The sequence below is a fragment of the Mesorhizobium sp. M0217 genome (assembly GCF_040321955.1).
GTDB lineage: Bacteria > Pseudomonadota > Alphaproteobacteria > Rhizobiales > Rhizobiaceae > Mesorhizobium.
Genome location: NZ_JAMYSN010000022.1, coordinates 1 through 16,039 on the forward strand (window position 1 = coordinate 1; position 16,039 = coordinate 16,039).

General features: G+C 63.6%; 16 protein-coding genes. All 16 read right to left on the bottom strand.

What is annotated here, in order from left to right; all coding sequences use genetic code 11:
- Positions 1-406: 406 nt before the first annotated feature.
- Positions 407-613 (bottom strand): hypothetical protein, encoded by a 207-nt coding sequence (locus NKJ18_RS25700; protein ID WP_352760331.1) that lies wholly within the window; start codon positions 611-613, stop codon positions 407-409.
- 323 nt (positions 614-936) lie between these two features.
- Complete coding sequence (locus NKJ18_RS25705) at positions 937-1,443, bottom strand: flavin reductase family protein (RefSeq protein ID WP_352760334.1); 507 nt, start codon at positions 1,441-1,443, stop codon at positions 937-939.
- Between the two features lie 27 nt (positions 1,444-1,470).
- On the bottom strand, positions 1,471-2,901 hold the full coding sequence (locus NKJ18_RS25710; RefSeq protein WP_023727741.1) for an FAD/NAD(P)-binding protein: 1,431 nt from the start codon (positions 2,899-2,901) through the stop codon (positions 1,471-1,473).
- The gene (ssuD, locus tag NKJ18_RS25715) at positions 2,898-4,073 is read right to left on the bottom strand and encodes an FMNH2-dependent alkanesulfonate monooxygenase (protein ID WP_023701784.1); all 1,176 of its coding nucleotides are present in this window, start codon (positions 4,071-4,073) and stop codon (positions 2,898-2,900) included. The genes NKJ18_RS25710 and ssuD overlap by 4 nt, the downstream gene beginning before the upstream one ends.
- Positions 4,074-4,106: 33 nt before the next feature.
- Positions 4,107-5,354, bottom strand: a complete 1,248-nt coding sequence (locus tag NKJ18_RS25720) for an SfnB family sulfur acquisition oxidoreductase (RefSeq protein ID WP_023701785.1) — start codon at positions 5,352-5,354, stop codon at positions 4,107-4,109.
- Positions 5,351-6,142, bottom strand: coding sequence for an ABC transporter ATP-binding protein (locus NKJ18_RS25725; protein ID WP_031251645.1), 792 nt, complete (start codon positions 6,140-6,142; stop codon positions 5,351-5,353). Before NKJ18_RS25725 ends, NKJ18_RS25720 begins: the two co-directional genes overlap by 4 nt.
- 65 nt (positions 6,143-6,207) lie before the next feature.
- Positions 6,208-7,539 (bottom strand): ABC transporter substrate-binding protein, encoded by a 1,332-nt coding sequence (locus NKJ18_RS25730; protein WP_352760339.1) that lies wholly within the window; start codon positions 7,537-7,539, stop codon positions 6,208-6,210.
- A gap of 50 nt (positions 7,540-7,589) precedes the next feature.
- Positions 7,590-8,639: a branched-chain amino acid ABC transporter permease gene (locus NKJ18_RS25735; protein WP_023727743.1), complete on the bottom strand. Its 1,050-nt coding sequence runs from the start codon at positions 8,637-8,639 to the stop codon at positions 7,590-7,592.
- A 3-nt stretch (positions 8,640-8,642) separates the two neighbouring features.
- Complete coding sequence (locus tag NKJ18_RS25740; RefSeq protein ID WP_023727744.1) at positions 8,643-9,539, bottom strand: branched-chain amino acid ABC transporter permease; 897 nt, start codon at positions 9,537-9,539, stop codon at positions 8,643-8,645.
- A complete protein-coding gene (locus tag NKJ18_RS25745; RefSeq protein ID WP_031251647.1) occupies positions 9,539-10,441 on the bottom strand; it encodes an ABC transporter ATP-binding protein in 903 nt (300 codons plus the stop codon). The genes NKJ18_RS25740 and NKJ18_RS25745 overlap by 1 nt, the downstream gene beginning before the upstream one ends.
- Positions 10,442-10,492: 51 nt before the next feature.
- On the bottom strand, positions 10,493-11,593 hold the full coding sequence (gene sfnG, locus NKJ18_RS25750) for a dimethylsulfone monooxygenase SfnG (RefSeq protein ID WP_023701791.1): 1,101 nt from the start codon (positions 11,591-11,593) through the stop codon (positions 10,493-10,495).
- Between the two features lie 23 nt (positions 11,594-11,616).
- Positions 11,617-12,186, bottom strand: a complete 570-nt coding sequence (msuE, locus tag NKJ18_RS25755; protein ID WP_023727746.1) for an FMN reductase — start codon at positions 12,184-12,186, stop codon at positions 11,617-11,619.
- 495 nt (positions 12,187-12,681) lie between these two features.
- Positions 12,682-12,822: a hypothetical protein gene (locus tag NKJ18_RS25760; RefSeq protein WP_352760343.1), complete on the bottom strand. Its 141-nt coding sequence runs from the start codon at positions 12,820-12,822 to the stop codon at positions 12,682-12,684.
- A gap of 223 nt (positions 12,823-13,045) precedes the next feature.
- Positions 13,046-14,284, bottom strand: coding sequence for a Zn-dependent hydrolase (locus NKJ18_RS25765; RefSeq protein WP_352760408.1), 1,239 nt, complete (start codon positions 14,282-14,284; stop codon positions 13,046-13,048).
- Positions 14,281-15,129, bottom strand: a complete 849-nt coding sequence (locus NKJ18_RS25770; RefSeq protein ID WP_352760345.1) for a BtpA/SgcQ family protein — start codon at positions 15,127-15,129, stop codon at positions 14,281-14,283. Before NKJ18_RS25770 ends, NKJ18_RS25765 begins: the two co-directional genes overlap by 4 nt.
- Positions 15,126-16,037, bottom strand: a complete 912-nt coding sequence (locus tag NKJ18_RS25775) for a ribokinase (RefSeq protein ID WP_352760348.1) — start codon at positions 16,035-16,037, stop codon at positions 15,126-15,128. Before NKJ18_RS25775 ends, NKJ18_RS25770 begins: the two co-directional genes overlap by 4 nt.
- Positions 16,038-16,039: the final 2 nt, after the last annotated feature.

A 16,039-nucleotide genomic window follows, 5' to 3' on the forward strand; every position in this document is an offset into this window, starting at 1 on the left:
GAGAACCTCCTGCATTACCGCACGGATCACTTCGTGCAGCCCCTCCGGGTTCGAAAGCAGAATGTCTTTGACGGCAGCGCTGGTCGATTTACCTTTCTTGGTCATGGTGGCGTTCCTTCCAGGGAATCGGTGACGTTGAACATCACCAGCCTGCCATGACCGCCCCCTCTCAGCGAATTTGCAGAACTCTCAGCACACTACCGACATCGCTTTGGATTGGTAGCCATTTCGGCGCTGAAGTCGGTTGGTGGCGGGCTCAGAATTTCCCTTGTCCCTGCCGTTGATTCTGGCAGCTGCACATGGAGGGCTGGCGACGCTATTCGGGCATGGCTCTACCTGAGCGATGCCTATGTGCCGCCGAAGCGCAAGAAACCGCCGCGGGACATGCCAGTCTCGCCAGCGCTAGTTAGGGCTGCCGGCGCGGATCTAGCGTTTCGTCGGCTTCGGCGTGATGTCCTGCGACCCGCGCCTTGTCGCCATTTTTCGCGAGAACACCAGATTTTGCCTTGTCCTTACTGGTCGGCAACTCTGGACCGCAGCGGCCGACGGCGCCGGGCGCCAGTGGCAGATCGGTCGTGGCCTTCAACGGCAAGCACTGCATGCGCGCGGGCATGACTTCTTCGTTGCCGTAGCAATCGCAATCGGCTGCCCAACGGCAGTGCCTGGCCGCTACGCGCCACTGAAGAATTGTTCCTCTCAAGCCTCTTGGCTGGAAAAGGGCTTCCGCAAGTTCAACAACAACGCAAAGCCCGTATTGGCTCACATCCAAACAATCGCACATAGTGCTCCTGCGCCATCTCGGTCGCGTTTTCGCATCTTGGGTGTGTGCGGCGCGTCTCGGCGAAGGGCTATGGAGAATTCGTATTTCGTTCCTTCGCCGCCTTGAATGAGACAAAGGGTTTCATGGCTGTCAGAAAACGACACGTACCAACCCGCTCAAGATGATCCATATGCGCCGCGATGATAGATCAACGCCGGGCCAAGCTCTCCGCTCACCACATGTCGGACGGTGCCGAGGATCAGCGCATGGCTGTGACGAATGATGGTGTCCTCGACCGTGCAGTCTACCGCGGCAAGCGCACCTTCGAGTGCCAGTGCGCCGCTTGCAAGGGTGGACCAGCGTGCACCCTCGTAGCGCGCCTGCCCCTTGAGGCCGCCTCGGCCGGCAAAACGGTCGGCAATCGCGATCTGGTCGGCGCGTAGCACATTCACGCAGAAGTGCCCATGCCGGCTGATGGCTGCCCATGTCGACGAGCTCAGGTTGATGCTGACGACCATCACCTCCGGTTCGACCGGCAAGGAATGGGCGGTGGTAATTGTTGCGCCCGTCCGCTCGTCGCCGATGCCTGCGGTGACCACGGACACGGCTCCGGCCAGGTGTCGCATCGCAAATTTCAGGGGGATCCGGGTTTCATCCGGCAGAATGCGTTCGGTTAGTGTCATCTGGATAGCCTCATCGTGTTTGCACCTTCACGACGCCCTGCGACGCAACGCCGTCTGGTAACCCAACCATTGGTGAATTTCGGTGGCGATGCTCTCGGCATGGGCGGTGACTTCAGGGATGCCCATCAGCTCGCCGACGCTGCCGCGCGCCAGCGGTCCGCTGATGAAAATATTGTCGGCCGGGTGACCTGACTTACCGACCGCGCGGCCGTGGCTGTCGGTGCCGAGACCAAGGCCGGTTGGGTCAAGACGGACCAGGCCCAGATGTCCAAGGGCGGCAATCGCCGTGTTGGTGCGAAGAATGTCCGTATGCGCCGGCCCGGTCGTCACGATCACGCTGTCGAACGTCTCGACGATGAGGTCGTGTCGGCGCCTTGACCGCTGCGTGACGCGGATACGTCCGTCGGCCTCTTCGGCCTCGACAATCGATCCGGCGCGATAAGCGAGCGTCCCCTCGTCAAGGCGGCGATCCAGCACGACTGCTACCTGTGGCGCGATGCGGAAACGATGCACGTCCCAGAGCGCGCGAAGATGGCGCACCACGCGGCGCTGCTCGGCGAGCGGCAAGGCCTGCCAGATCAACTGCCCCTGACGCCGGACAGCGTCGAGGACCGGATACCAGGCTTCGCCCTGTCGCGTCGCTGCCGCGATCGTGGCCCGGATGCGCCTGAGCAGCACCGTGGCGCTGCGTAAAGGCAGGCTGGTGAAGTCGCCTATCGGGTCGCCCTGCATGGCGGCCTGCACATGCGAGCGATAGCCATGGCGCGACAGTGCCGTGATGCGGCCGCGATGACCTCTACGGTCGAGGGCTGCAATGACGTCGGCCGAGGTCAGACCGGTGCCAACAATGAGAACACGGTCGTCGCGGCCGATCGCCTGCAGCCGTTCGAGGTCGTAGGGATTGGCCACCAATCCGGCGACTGAGGCCACGCTGCGCAGCGGCGCCGGGAGGGCCGGCAATGGATGCGTCGCCGCGATCACCACAGCATCGGCGGAAAGCGTTGCGCCATCGGACAGGACAAGCCGGTAGCCCTCGCCACTGCGCTCGACCCAAGCAACTTCGGCCCTGACATGGCGGATCGCCTTGCTTTGCAGGAAGGGCTGCAGGTGGGATTCGACATAGCGGCCGAAGACCCGACGCTGCGGGTAAATCGCGCCGCTGGCGGCGATGGCCTGCGTATCGTCCAGAATAGCGCCGGTCTGCTCCAGCCAGTCGGAAAAATGGCCCTCCTCACCTGAGATCAGCGTCATCCTGGACGCCCGCACGTTGATGCGGTGCGAGGGATCGGCCGTCGAATAGGCCAGACCATAGCCGAGCGCCTCGCGCGGTTCGACGACCACGATATTGGCTGCATCGGCGGGCAGCAGCCGCGCCAGGTGAAACGCGGTTGCGGCGCCGGAAAAGCCGCCGCCAATGATGGCGACCGTCAGTTTCCCAGCCCTGCGGGAAGCGCTCAAGACTGGCTCGCGCGCAGCGCCGATGGTCGATGATCTCCGGCCACCGTTTCGCCGAACGGGCCCATGTTCACCGTCGTCGGCCGGGTCGAGATTTCGTGATCGAGCGGCAGCAGCGGCAGCACCAGTTCGCCGAAGCGATAGGCTTCCTCCAGATGCGGATAGCCGGACAGGATGAAGGTATCGATGCCAATCCTTCGGTATTCGTCGATCCGTTCTGCCACGGTCGCCGCGTCACCGACCAAGGCAGTGCCGGCGCCGCCGCGCACGAGGCCAACGCCGGCCCAAAGGTTCGGGCTGATTTCGAGCTTGTCGCGGCTGCCGCCATGCAACCGGCTCATGCGCGACTGGCCAACCGAATCCATGCGGGCAAAAACCTTCTGTGCCTCGGCGATCGTCTTGTCGTCGAGGCGGCTGATCAGCCGATCGGCATCGGCCCAGGCCTCGTCATTGGTCTCGCGAACGATGACATGCAATCGGATGCCGAAGCTCACTTCGCGGCCGGCCTTTTCGGCAAGGCCGCGCACATGCTCGACCTTGGCGGCGACGTCCGCCGGCGGCTCGCCCCAGGTGAGGTATTTGTCGATCTGCTCGGCGGCGACCGCATTGGCCGCGTCCGACGAGCCGCCGAAATAGAGCGGCGGGTGCGGCGTCTGCACCGGCGGGAACAGCAACCTGCCATCTTCGATGTGGAAATGCTTGCCTTCGAAGGCTACGGTTTCGCCGCTGAGCACGGCCTTGTAGATGTCGAGAAATTCCCGCGTCACCTCATAACGCTCGTCATGGCTGAGGAATATGCCATCGCCCTTGTTCTCGACCGGATCGCCGCCCGTGACCACGTTGATCAGTAGGCGCCCGCCGGAGATGCGGTCGAGTGTCGAGGTCATGCGCGCGGCGAGCGTCGGCGATTGCAGACCCGGCCGCACGGCGACGAGGAAGCGCAACCGCTGCGTCAGCGGCGCCAGCGCCGACGCCACCACCCAGCTGTCTTCGCAACTGCGCCCGGTCGGCAGCAACGCGCCATAATAGCCGATGGCGTCGGCGGCCTTGGCGACCTGGGTGAGATAGGGCAGATCGACCGCCCTGCCGCCCTCGGAGGTGCCGAGATAGCGGCTGTCGCCATGCGTCGGGAGAAACCACAGGACCTTAATCCTGGAGGGGGTGGCAGCGCTCATGAATAGTCCTTTGTGACTTTACGGCGTTCCCGCTCAGCTCCAGGCGTGGAGCGGCGGGTTCACCTCGTTCAGGTAATAGTTCCCCAGGATCGCGTATTTCCAGCGCACCGGATCGTGCAGCGTGTGGGTGCGGGCATTGCGCCAGTGGCGGTCGAGATTGTGCTCGGCCAGCGTGGATCGCGTGCCGGCAAGTTCGAACAGTTTGTTGGTGGCGTTTATGGCGATCTCGGTGGTGAGGATCTTGGATTCGGCGACCGCGATCTGCGCTTCCGCGACCGTCTTCGCGTTAGGATCGGCCACGGCGCGGTCGACCGCAAGGCCGGCCTTTTCCAGAATAGCCTCGGCCGCATTGGCGCGCAGGCGAAGGTCGCCGATCGCCTGGATCGTATAGGGATCCTGCCAGGCATGATCGACGCCGCTGTCGATCCACGCGCGCGACCTGGTACGCACGAAGCTGACCGTCTCGTCGATCGCCGCCTTGGCGATGCCGAGATCGACCGCCGCCTGGATGATCTGGAAGATGGGTCCGTCGGCTGTCGGTTTGTCGTACCCCTTGTAGCCGGGGACGAGATGCGTCTTCGCCACCTTCACATTGTCGAGCAGGACCGTGCCGGAGAGCGTCGTCTTCTGGCCGAAGCTCGACCAGTCATCGATGACGGTCAGTCCGGGCGCGCCGCGATCGGCGATGGCATACCAGGCGCGCCCCTCGTCATCGAGCGCCACAATTGGCACCAGATGGGCGAGCAGGGCGCCGCTTGAATAGAATTTCTGGCCGTTGACCACGACATGGTCACCGGCATCGACGAACTTGGTCTCGAAGTCGGCGGCACGCTTGGAGCCGAACTCGGAAAACGCGTTGCCAAAGCGCGTGCCGGACAGTGCCTCGGCGAAGAGCAGCCTTTTCTGCGCCTCGTCCGAAACCGTGCGGATGGCGGCGACCACGCCGAGATGGTTTTGCGGAATCTGGCCAAGCGAGGGATCAGCCGCCGAGATGATGGTGATCACCTTCGACAGCGTCACATAGGAAACCTCCGGCCCGCCATAGGCCTTCGGCACATTGATCGACCACAAGCCGCTCTGCGAAAATGCATCCAGCTCTTCCTTCGGCCAGATGCGCTCGCGATCCCGCTTCGAGGCTTCCCTGGTGAATTCAATGGCAAGTTTTTCGGCGATGGCGATCGCCTCGGCATCGGTCTTGATGATATGCGCCTTGGCCGAGGGGCGCTCGACCGGAGGCACGGCGACGCGCGCGTCGGACGGCTGCTTGGATTGGATGGTCATGCTGCTGTCTCCTGGGGAAAGTGTTGCAATGGGAGCGGCGCGCCGCCGAGATAATAGGTCTTGATGTCGTCGCGCTGGCGCAGGTCGGCAGCCGACCCTTCCAGCACGCTTTTTCCGTTTTCGAGCACGGTGGCGCGGTCGGCATATTTCAGCGCCACCGCCGAATTCTGCTCGGCGACAAGGATCGAAAGACTCTCGTCCCGATTGAGCCGCTTCAAAGCGCTGAAAATCTCGTCGACGATCAGCGGCGCGAGCCCCATCGAAGGCTCGTCGAGCACGAAGAGTTTCGGCCGCGACATCAGCCCGCGACCGATCGCCGTCATCTGCTGCTCGCCGCCGGAGGTGAGGCCGGACCGCGTGCGCCGTTTCTCGAGAAGCCTCGGAAACAGCGCGTAGACACGCTCAAGGTCGGCCTTCACGCCAAGGCGCGAGGATGAACGCCCGAGCGCACCGGTCAGAAGGTTCTCCTCGACCGTCAGCGAGCGGAAACAGTGCCGGCCCTCGAGAACCTGGACCAGGCCCTTGCGGACAAGGTGCGAGGGGCTTGCCCTTGAAACATCCTGGCCATCGAAAATGATCCGGCCGGCGGTAACGGCGCCGCGCTCTGCCGGCAGAAGATTGGATGCGGCTCGCAACAACGTCGTCTTGCCGGCGCCATTTGAGCCGAGCAGCGCAACGATCTCGCCCTTGCCGACCGAGAGGTCAACGCCATGCAAAGCGGCGATGGCGCCATTGTAGACGGCCTCGACGCGGCTGACCGACAGGATCGGATTTTCCGGGCTGGACATCGATAACTCCGCTGCGAAGATGGATGGCACGGCCGGCCCGCGGGCCGGCCGTGAGCTCTTCAAACTCAGTTGCTGACCACCGCATCGGCGTCTTCGGCCGTGCGGATCTTGAGGCCCTTTTCCTTGGCATAGGCCTCGGACGACTTCTCGATGATCGGGCGCAGCAGCTTCCAGTCCGGCGCGATCCAGTCGGACACGACGTTCCACTTCTTGCCGTCCCACTGCTGGAAGGTCACGTAGCCATCACCTTCGTGATTGTCCCAGGAGATGTTGATCGAGTGGAACAGGTCCTTGGCACCGAGCGCCTCGACGCGCGCCGGGTCGAGCTTGAGGTGTTCGAAGCCCCAGCGGACCTCATCGCCGGTCAGCGTGCGATTGCCGAATTTGGCCTGCGCGATGCGGATGGCTTCGACATTGAGGATGCCGTTGACGATGCCGAGATTGTGGTAGACCGAGCCGATGCGGCTCTTGTCCTCGAGATTGCCCTTGCCGGCGTCGTAGACCGTCTTGACGATCTCCTTGACGACCGGGTAGTCGGCGCCAGACGCCTGGGTGGTGATGGCGGTGTAGCCCTTGGCGGCGTCGCCGGCGGGGATGACGTCCTCTTCAGAGTTGGACCAGACATTGCCGACGATGTGATCGGCCGGGAAGCCGGTCTTCTGCGCGGTCTTCAGCGCAACCGGGTTCATCACGCCCCAGCCGCGCAGCACGACATAGTCGGGACGATCGCGACGGATCGTCAGCCACTGTGCCTGCTGCTCGTTGCCGGGGTGCGGGACCTCGATCTGCGACAGTTCGAAACCGTATTTCTGCGACAGCAGCTCATATATCGGGATCGTCTCCTTGCCGTAGGGCGAGCCGTGATAGAGCACGACGATCTTCTTGCCCTTGAGCTTGTCGAGGCCGCCTTCCTTGGAGGCGATGTAGTTCACGATGCCCGATGTTTCGCTGTAGGGGTTGAGCAGCAGCGGGAAGACGTAAGGGAATACCCGGCCGTCGGTGGTGTCGGTGCGGCCGTGATTGATGGTGATAAGCGGCACCTTGTCGTCGGTGATGCGGTCGATCATGGCGTAGGCGATGCCGACCGAGAGCGGGTTCCAGGCGGCGATGCCGGGATTGCTCTTCAACCGTTCGTAGACCTCGACGCCCTTCTCGACTTCGTACTGGGTTTCGCCCTCGCTCCAGGTCAGCTTGACGCCATTGACGCCGCCGTCGCGGATGTTGATCAGGTTGAGATAGTCGATGAAGCCGCCAAAGAAGCCGGTGCCGCCGGCGGCATATGGGCCAACGCGGTAGCTCTGCAGCGGGAAATATTGTTCGTCGGCATGCACGGCTGTCGCGCCGAGCACGAAAGCGGTGGCGATCGCCGCTTTCTTGAGGTGACTGAAGAAGGTCATGAGTTGCGTCTCCTGAGGTTTTGGGTCCGTGAGAGAATGTCGAGCGGCGCTCAGCTGGACCTTGAGCCGATCCGTCGTTTCAGGCGGTCGACGAGGGCCGACAGCCCGTTCGGTTCCGCGATGAGGAATATGATGATGAGGGCGCCAAGCACGATGCGCTGGCTCATGTCGAGCACACCAGAATCGAACAGGCCGCCAAACACGAAGGCGCCGAGCCGAGACAGAACGAGCGGGAAGACGACGATGAATGCGGCGCCCAGAAACGCACCGCGTATCGAAGCCAGCCCGCCGATGATGATGATGAACAGGATCTGGAACGAGCGGTCGAGATTGAAGCCGGCCGGCTCGACCGTGCGCAGATAGGTGAAGGCCCACAGCACGCCGGCGACGCCGATGATGAAGGACGAAATGGCGAACGCCAGCAGCTTGGTCCGCAGCACCGGCACGCCGATGACGCGCGCGGCGGTTTCGTTGTCGCGCACCGCGATGAAATTGCGGCCGGTGGCGCTGTTGACCAGCCGCCAGACCAGTGCCGTCAGCAAGGCGACGGTGGTGACGGAAAGTAAATAGCGTCCGGCGGCACCGTCGAGCGAAAACCCGGCGACGGCAAGGTGCGGCGCGGAAATCACCCCGGACGGATTGTCGTTGGAGAACCAGCCGAACTTGGTCAGCGCCCACTGCACGAAGAACTGAGCGGCGAGCGTCGAGACAGCGAGATAGAAGCCGCGCAGGCGCAGGCTCGGCAATCCGAAGATGACGCCGATGCCGGCGGCCGAAATTCCGGCCAGGATCATGGTCGCCGCCAGCGGCAGTCCTTCCACCCGCAGGTTGAAATTGTATGCGGCGAAGGCGCCTACCGCCATGAAAGCGGAGGAGCCAAGCGAAAGCTGGCCGCAATATCCGGTCAAGAGGTTGAGGCCGACTGCCGCCAGGCTGAGCGCAAGGAACGGCAGCAGGATCGCCTCGACCAGATAGCTCGACGCAAAGGCCGGGACCAGGCCGTAGACGACGACGATCGCCACGGCCGGCAAAGCTAATTTCCGGGCGAAGCTCAGCCAGTCGATTGGAGCCCTTGCGGCATCGAGCGCTTGCACGGCCATCGGTCAGACCCTTTCGACGGTTTTCTGGCCAAACAGGCCGGAGGGGCGCACCAGTAGGACAACCAGCGCCAGCGCATAGGCGAACCAGCCTTCGATGCCGCCGCCGACGAAGGGTCCGAGATAGACCTCAGCGAGCTTTTCGCTGGCGCCGATGACGAGGCCGCCGACGATGGCGCCAAGGATGGAATCGAAGCCGCCAAGCACCAGCACCGGCAGCGCCTTCAACACGATCAGCGATAGCGAGAACTGGACGCCGAGGCGTGCGCCCCACAGCAGTCCCGCGACCAGCGCCACGAAGCCTGCAGCCGTCCACACCGTTCCCCAGATCCGCGGCAGCCGCAGCCCGACGGCAAGTGCCGCGAACTGATCGTCGGCGACGGCGCGAAAAGCCAGCCCGATCCGCGTCCAGTAGAAGAATGCGCTCAAGCCGGCCACCATCGCCGCGGCAATGCCGGCCGCGAGCAGATCGAAGGACGAGATGAGGATGCCGCCGACCTCGAAAGGCGTGTCGTCGATGCCGAGATCGAGCCCGTGCACCTGCGTTCCCCAGATCAGCTGGGCTGCACCCTCGATGATGTAGGACAGGCCAAGCGTGGCCATGAACAGCGTCATCGGCGAGCGGTTGACCAGCGGCCTGAGCACGGTACGCTCGATGGTGAAACCCAGCGCGACCATGACTGCGAAGGTGATCAGCAGCGCAAGCGCAAACGGGATGCCGCGTTCGACCAGGCTGACAAAGGTGAGTGCCGCAAACAGCACCATCGACCCTTGCGCGAAGTTCAGCACACCCGACGTCTTGTAGATCAGCACGAAGCCGATGGCGACGAGCGAATACATGACTCCCGACAACAGGCCGCCGACCAGCACTTCGACAACGAAGAGAAAATCATAGTAGCTCATCAGATGCCCTCGCCATCCTCGCCCTCGGCGGTGCCGAGATAGGCCCGGATCACGTCCGGATCGGCGCGCACTTCGGCCGGCGTGCCGTCGGCGATCTTGCGGCCGTAATCGAGCACGGCGACGCGGTCGGATAGGCCCATGACGACCCCGATGTCGTGCTCGATCAGGATGATGGTGACGCCATGCCGGTCGCGCGCGGCGCGCACGAACCCGGCCATCTCGGCTTTCTCGGTCGCCGTCATGCCCGCCATCGGTTCGTCGAGCAGCAGGATCTTCGGCTCGGCAACCAGCGCTCGCGCCAGTTCGACCCGCTTCTGCAAGCCGTAGGGCAGCGTCGCGACCAGCTGATCGGCGACCGTTTCCAGATGCAGGAAGGCGATTGTCTGGTCGACCTTTGCGGCAATCGCAGCGTCTTCGCGCCTGGCGCGTGGCAGGCCGGCAATATGTTCGACAAAACTGGCGCGCCTGGTGTGGACGCGGCCCGACGCGATGTTGTCGTGCACGGAAAGCCCGGGAAAGAGCGCCAGGTTCTGGAAGGTGCGCGCGACGCCCAGACGTGCCAGACGGTTCGCGGGCACACGGGAGAATGACTGGCCGGCGATCGCGATCTTGCCGTGGTCGGCGTGATAGAGGCCGCTGATGATGTTGATCAGCGAGGATTTGCCTGCGCCGTTGGGGCCGATCACGGCGCGGATTTCGCCGCTCTTGACCTCGAGATCGACATCGCTCAGCGCCGTGACGCCGCCGAACGAAATGCCAATCCCGCTCAGAGTCAGGATCGCATCGACCTTTGCCGACAGGCGCGCCGGGCGCGTGTCCGTGAGTGGACCAGCGCCAGCAAGAATGCCGGGGATTTCGGGCGCACGCTCGTATGCGGCGGCTCCCAGCGAAGCACCAATCATGACACGTTCCTGATTTTCAAGGAGTGCGCGGCCCGCAGGCCGCGCCCTGGCCTATTCGGCGGCGACAAGCTCCCTGTCACGCGCCGCTTCCAGTTCGCGCACCAGCGGGATGATGCGCTTGCCGAAGAACTCGACCTCTTCCTGGAAATGCAGGAAGCCGAGCAGGATCAGATCGGCGCCGGCATCCTTCAGCTTGAGGATGCGTTCGGCGATCTGTTCCGGCGTGCCGATGAGATTGCTGCGGAAGCCGTCATTGTACTGCACGAGATCCTCGAGGGACGACTTCGCCCAGTTGCCCTCGCCTTCCGGCGAGGCCTTGCCGGCATTCTTGACCTGGTCGGCAAAGCCCTGCACCGCTTCGGGATTGGCCTTGGCGACGATCTCGTCCAGCACGGCGCGTGCTTCCGCCTCGGTTTCGCGAGCAATGGCAAAGGCGTTGACGCCGATCTTCACCTTGTGGCCATTCGCCTTCGCCTTGGCCTTGATATCGTCGACCTGCTTCCTGATCTCTTCGGGCGTGTTGCCGTTGGTGAAATACCAGTCGGACACCCGCGAAGCCATGTCACGCGCGGCGCGCGACGAGCCGCCCTGGAAGATCTCGGGCTGCGGATCGATCGGCTTCGGCTTCATCGAGTAGTTGGTGAAGCGATAGAAGTCGCCCTTCAGCGTGAAATTGTCCTCGGTCCAGATGCCGCGCAACGCGCGGATGAACTCCTCCGAGCGGCGGTAGCGCTCGTCGTGGTCGAGCCACAGCTCGCCGATGGCGGCGAACTCGCCACGGAACCAGCCGCTGACAACATTGACGGCCACGCGGCCATTGGTCAGGTGGTTGATGGTGGCGATCTGCTTGGCCGCCAGCGCCGGGTTCCATGGACCGGGCAAGACGGCGGCAATCACTTTCAGCGTCGTGGTGGCGGCCAGCAGTGCGTGGCTGAACGACACGGATTCGTGCTGGTTGTCGGCGCCGTAGCCGGCGGTGAAGCGGATCTGGCTCAGTGCGTAGTCGAAGCCGTTGGCCTCTGCGATCTGGGCGAGCTTGCGGTTATAGTCGATGTCCCAACCGGTCCGCTGCTCGATGTTGGAGATGACCAGGCCGCCGGAGACGTTCGGAACCCAGTAGGCGAATTTCAGGCCGTCGGAATGAGACGTCATGTCGTTGTTCCCTTTTGGTTGGCTCAGCCGACGCGCGCTGCGGCGGCGGCATTTGTATGGTTGGAATTGAGCAGTGAAACCGCTTCGGATGCGGCCCGTGAAATGCGTTCGCGTATCGCCTCGCCGACGATTTCGGCGCCGATGAAATCGTCGGGCGCCCCATAGACGCCGGTCGGTACGGTGACGGCGCCGAAAAAGCCGAATAATGGCCGCAACTGATGTTCGAGAACCAGGCCATGGTATGGACTTCCGCCTGTCGCCGCGAGAAGCACGGTCTTGCCGGCGAGCGCGCGATAGTCGACGAGGTCGAACAGGTGCTTGAGGGCGCCGGTGTAGGAAGCCCGATAGACAGGCGTTCCGACCACGAGCAGATCGGCCTTCTCGACACGCTGGATAATCGCTTCGCCGGACGCGCCGAGGGCGCCACGGGACAGTCCGACAAAAAGCGAAGGCGCCGCCTCGGTGATTTCGATCAGGCCCGTGTCTGCCGGGACGCGCAGCGCCACGTCCTTGACCAGCGCGTTCACCACCGCGGTTGTGCGCGATGGCGTGCTTACGCCGCCGGATATACCGAGAACCGATAGCCTTGCCAACTCATCAATCTCCCAGACCCTGCATGCGCATCGGTCATTTCCAAACCGGGGCAGACGATATTCGACAAAATCTATAGAGATAAGGAACGACGTTTCGATTTTTCGCCTTTGGCGAGAAAAATCCGGTTCTGCTAATGTGCGGTAGCAACGTCCATCTGGCGATGGCCGGGAAGGATCAAAACGGCTCGCAGTCATCTATCGACATTTTTGAAAGCGCCGATGCCTTTGGGCAATAAGGTTCGTTGCCATGATGCCTGGCGTCGCCGTCGCGCAATACTACGAAGCGGCTTCCCTTGCCGGCGACATCACCAGTTTCTGGGTGCCCAATCGGGATTGTCTCTTTCCATGGTGCGCGACATTGGCTTTAGGATTAGCCGCAGCGACAGTTGGGACACACGCATCCTTGTGGACGCTCGCCAGGCGGTACAGGAAAACCGAAAGAAGGCCTATGCTTGTGGGCTGCTGCCAGGCTGACTGGCTGACTGACAAAATGGCTCAGCGTATGAGCGCGACGACGTCCAGCAGCGCTGGACGGCTGGACGGCGCCAGTTGCTCGCGATCGACACGGGCAAGCTCTATGGCGGGCGTGGGGATTTCCTGCCGGTGGCCGAGGCGATAGCCTAGCAGACTCGTCACCGCCTATCACCCACGGCGTCAATGACGGCCCAGGAATCTGGTGGGCTTTTCTGCTGGGTCAGGTGTTGAATGTGGGCCGATCATACGTCCGCGATCAATCCGCCGCAGCTCGGCGGCCTTGACCACCCGTTGCAGCCCGCCGACGTCACGAAATGACGGACGGGCACCAGGAAGTCCCACGGGTTGCCTCTTCACGCCAGCACGCCTGTGCCACCGTCGCTGCCTAAGAGGCGGCGACGGTGGCCGCTTGAAGCAGAACCCGCGCGCCGGCAACCGCGTAGGCAGGCTCCACATATTCCGCCTCGTTGTGGCTCAGCCCGTCACGGCACGGCACAAAGATCATCACGGCAGGCGCCACCCGGGCGAGGAACAGCGCGTCATGGAATGCACCCGAGATCATCTGTTTGTGCGGCAGCTTTAGGGTATTGGCGGCCTCCTCGACGGTTTTGACCATATCGGCAGAGAATGCCGCCCCCGGCATGTCGAACGACCGACTGATCGTTACCGTGCAATGCTGAGCTTCTGCCTCCGCCGCGCACACCTGGCGCAGTTCTGCTTCGATGGCATCGAGCCGCTCTACCCGCGGATGCCTGATATCGGCGGCGAAGACCACAGACTGCGGTATGGCGTTGATCGATCCCGGCTGGGCGGTCACCCGGCCCACCGTCAGCCTTGCCCTGCTGTCGAACGGCATGATCGTCGTCTGGAGCCTGTGAATCGCGGCAACGGCCGCGACCATCGGATCCCTGCGGTAGGCGAGGCCGGTTGTACCGGCGTGACCGGCGGCGCCCTCAATGCAGACCTCCAGCCAGCGCGTACCTTGCACGGCTGTGACGATACCGATCGGCAACCTCTCCTTTTCCAGCGACGGTCCTTGTTCGATATGCAGCTCGATGTAGCCGGATATCGGCATGCCGAGGGGGCGAAGGGTTGCCTCTGGCAAGGCGGAGATCGTTGCCCCGAGCTCCTCTGCGAGGGACGCACCGTCGCTGCCGACTATGGACCGCCATGCGGAAATGTCGGCTCCGGTGAAGGCCATGGAGCCCATGACACCCGGCGTAAACCGGCTGCCCTCTTCATTGGCCCAGGCGACGACCTCGATCGGCATCCGAGTCTCGGCCCTCGCGTCCTCCAGCGCTTCGAGCGCCTCGAAGGCGGAAAGCGTGCCGAGCGCTCCATCGAAGCGCCCGCCGGTCGGCTGGCTGTCGAGGTGGCTGCCGATCAGCAGCGGCGGCAGGGTGGCATCCGTGCCCTCGCGGCGGATGAAAAGGTTTGCCATGGCGTCCTGGAAAACCGCGAAGCCGCGCTCGAGCGCCAATTCCGCCAACAGGCGCCGGGCGCCGCGATCCTCAATGCTGAACGCCTGTCGGTTTACGCCACCGGCTGGCGTCGCGCCGATCCGGGCGAAGGCATCGAGCCGGCCCAGCAGCCGCTCGCCGTCGATCTCCGGCACTGAAGTCACCGCTTGAGGCCGCGGATGAAGGCCTTTACCCGTTGCGGATCGACCTGATTCCACCACACTCCATCATATTTCAGCGAGCTGGCGACAATGACGCCGTCGACGATGTCCAAGATATCGTTGGCGTTATCGGGTGTCACCCCGCTGCCGACAAGCGTCGGCAGTCCGGCGGCGTCCTTGATCATCCTGATGTAGCTGAGGTCGGCGGCGTGGCCAGTGCGCTGGCCGGTGGCGATCACCGCGTCGGCATCGAAGAACACGAGGTCCTTGACCTGCTCCTCGATCGGCCGGTCGCCGACGATCGCGTGGGCGCCATGCTTGACATGCGCGTCGGCGAAGATGCGGATGCCGTTGGCCCGAAGTTTAGCGCGGAAACGCATGGCGCGCGCCGCTTCGCCTTCGATAAGGCCCTCATTGGCGACATAGGCGTTTGCCCATTGGTTGACGCGCACGAAGGCTGCACCGGAGGCACTGGCGATCGACAGCGCGGGAATGGAGGCATTGGCAAGCACATTGATGCCGATCGGCCGGCCGAGTTCGCGGCGGATGCGGTCGGAGACGACCGACATATAGGCTGAAGTCTCCGGCCCAATGTCATCCGGCTTAGCAAAAGGCACGTCGCCGTGGTTTTCGACGATCACGCCGTCGCAACCGCCATGCAGATAGGCTTTCGCATCGTCGAGGCCGCGTTGATATATGGCCTCGACCGCCTCCCCATCGTAGCGCGGCGCACCCGGCAAGGGTGCAAGGTGAACAACGCCGATCACCACCTTGCTCCTGCCGAAGATCGACTGCAGCACATCATCCGCGACCTGGCCAATCGGTTTGGAGTTAGGGGAATTTGTCATGCGGTTTTCGCTTCCGTCGTTTCCTTAAGCACTTTCATTTCCCGTCTGTCGGGGCAGGAACCGAGCGTGCCGGCGCGCCCGACCGAGATGGCTGCGGCGCGGACCGCAATCCGCGCTGCCGCGGGGAGCTCCATGCCGGCCGCAAGGCAACCAGCGAGGCAACCGCAAAAGACGTCGCCCGCGCCGCTGGTGTCTAGCACGGCCACACTGGGTGCCGCGATCCGGTCGATCCGTCCTTCGCCATCGGCGACCAGGCAGCCGAGTGCGCCAAGCGTCACGATGGCAGCGCCGGCGCCCTGACGGATCAAGTCGCGGGCCGCCATGGCAGGGTCGCCAGCCCCGGTCAGTTGCGCCGCTTCGCCCGCGTTGGCGATGACGACGCTGACGTCGCTCAAGCCCGGTGTGTGGTCGGCCGCAAGCGGGCTCGGATTGAAGATCGTCATCGCTCCCGCGCCGCGCGCCACCTTCAGGCAAGTGGCCGTCATATCCGGAGCCAGATTGCCCTGAAATACCACGATGTCGCCGCGTTCGATCGCTCGGGTAAAACCGCTGTCGGCCATAGGATTGTACGCGGCGGCGCAACTGGCTCCGGTGACGATCAGGTTCTCGCCCCGCGCATCGACCATGATCGTTGACCGATCGCTGGGCAGTGGCAGTACCGCCAGATGGCTGGCATCGAGATCGCGGCTCAACTGCTCTGCGATCCAGGCTCCGGCGGGATCGTTGCCGATCGCGGCACGGAAGCGAACATCGGCTCCGGTGCGCGCCGCGGCCACCGCCTGGTTCGCACCCTTGCCGCCAAGTCCGTCAGCATGTTCCGATGCGTTCAGCGTCTCGCCTGCCGCCGGAAACCGGTCCAACTGAAAGGTTGTATCGACGCAAACATTACCGACGACATGGACGCGCATGG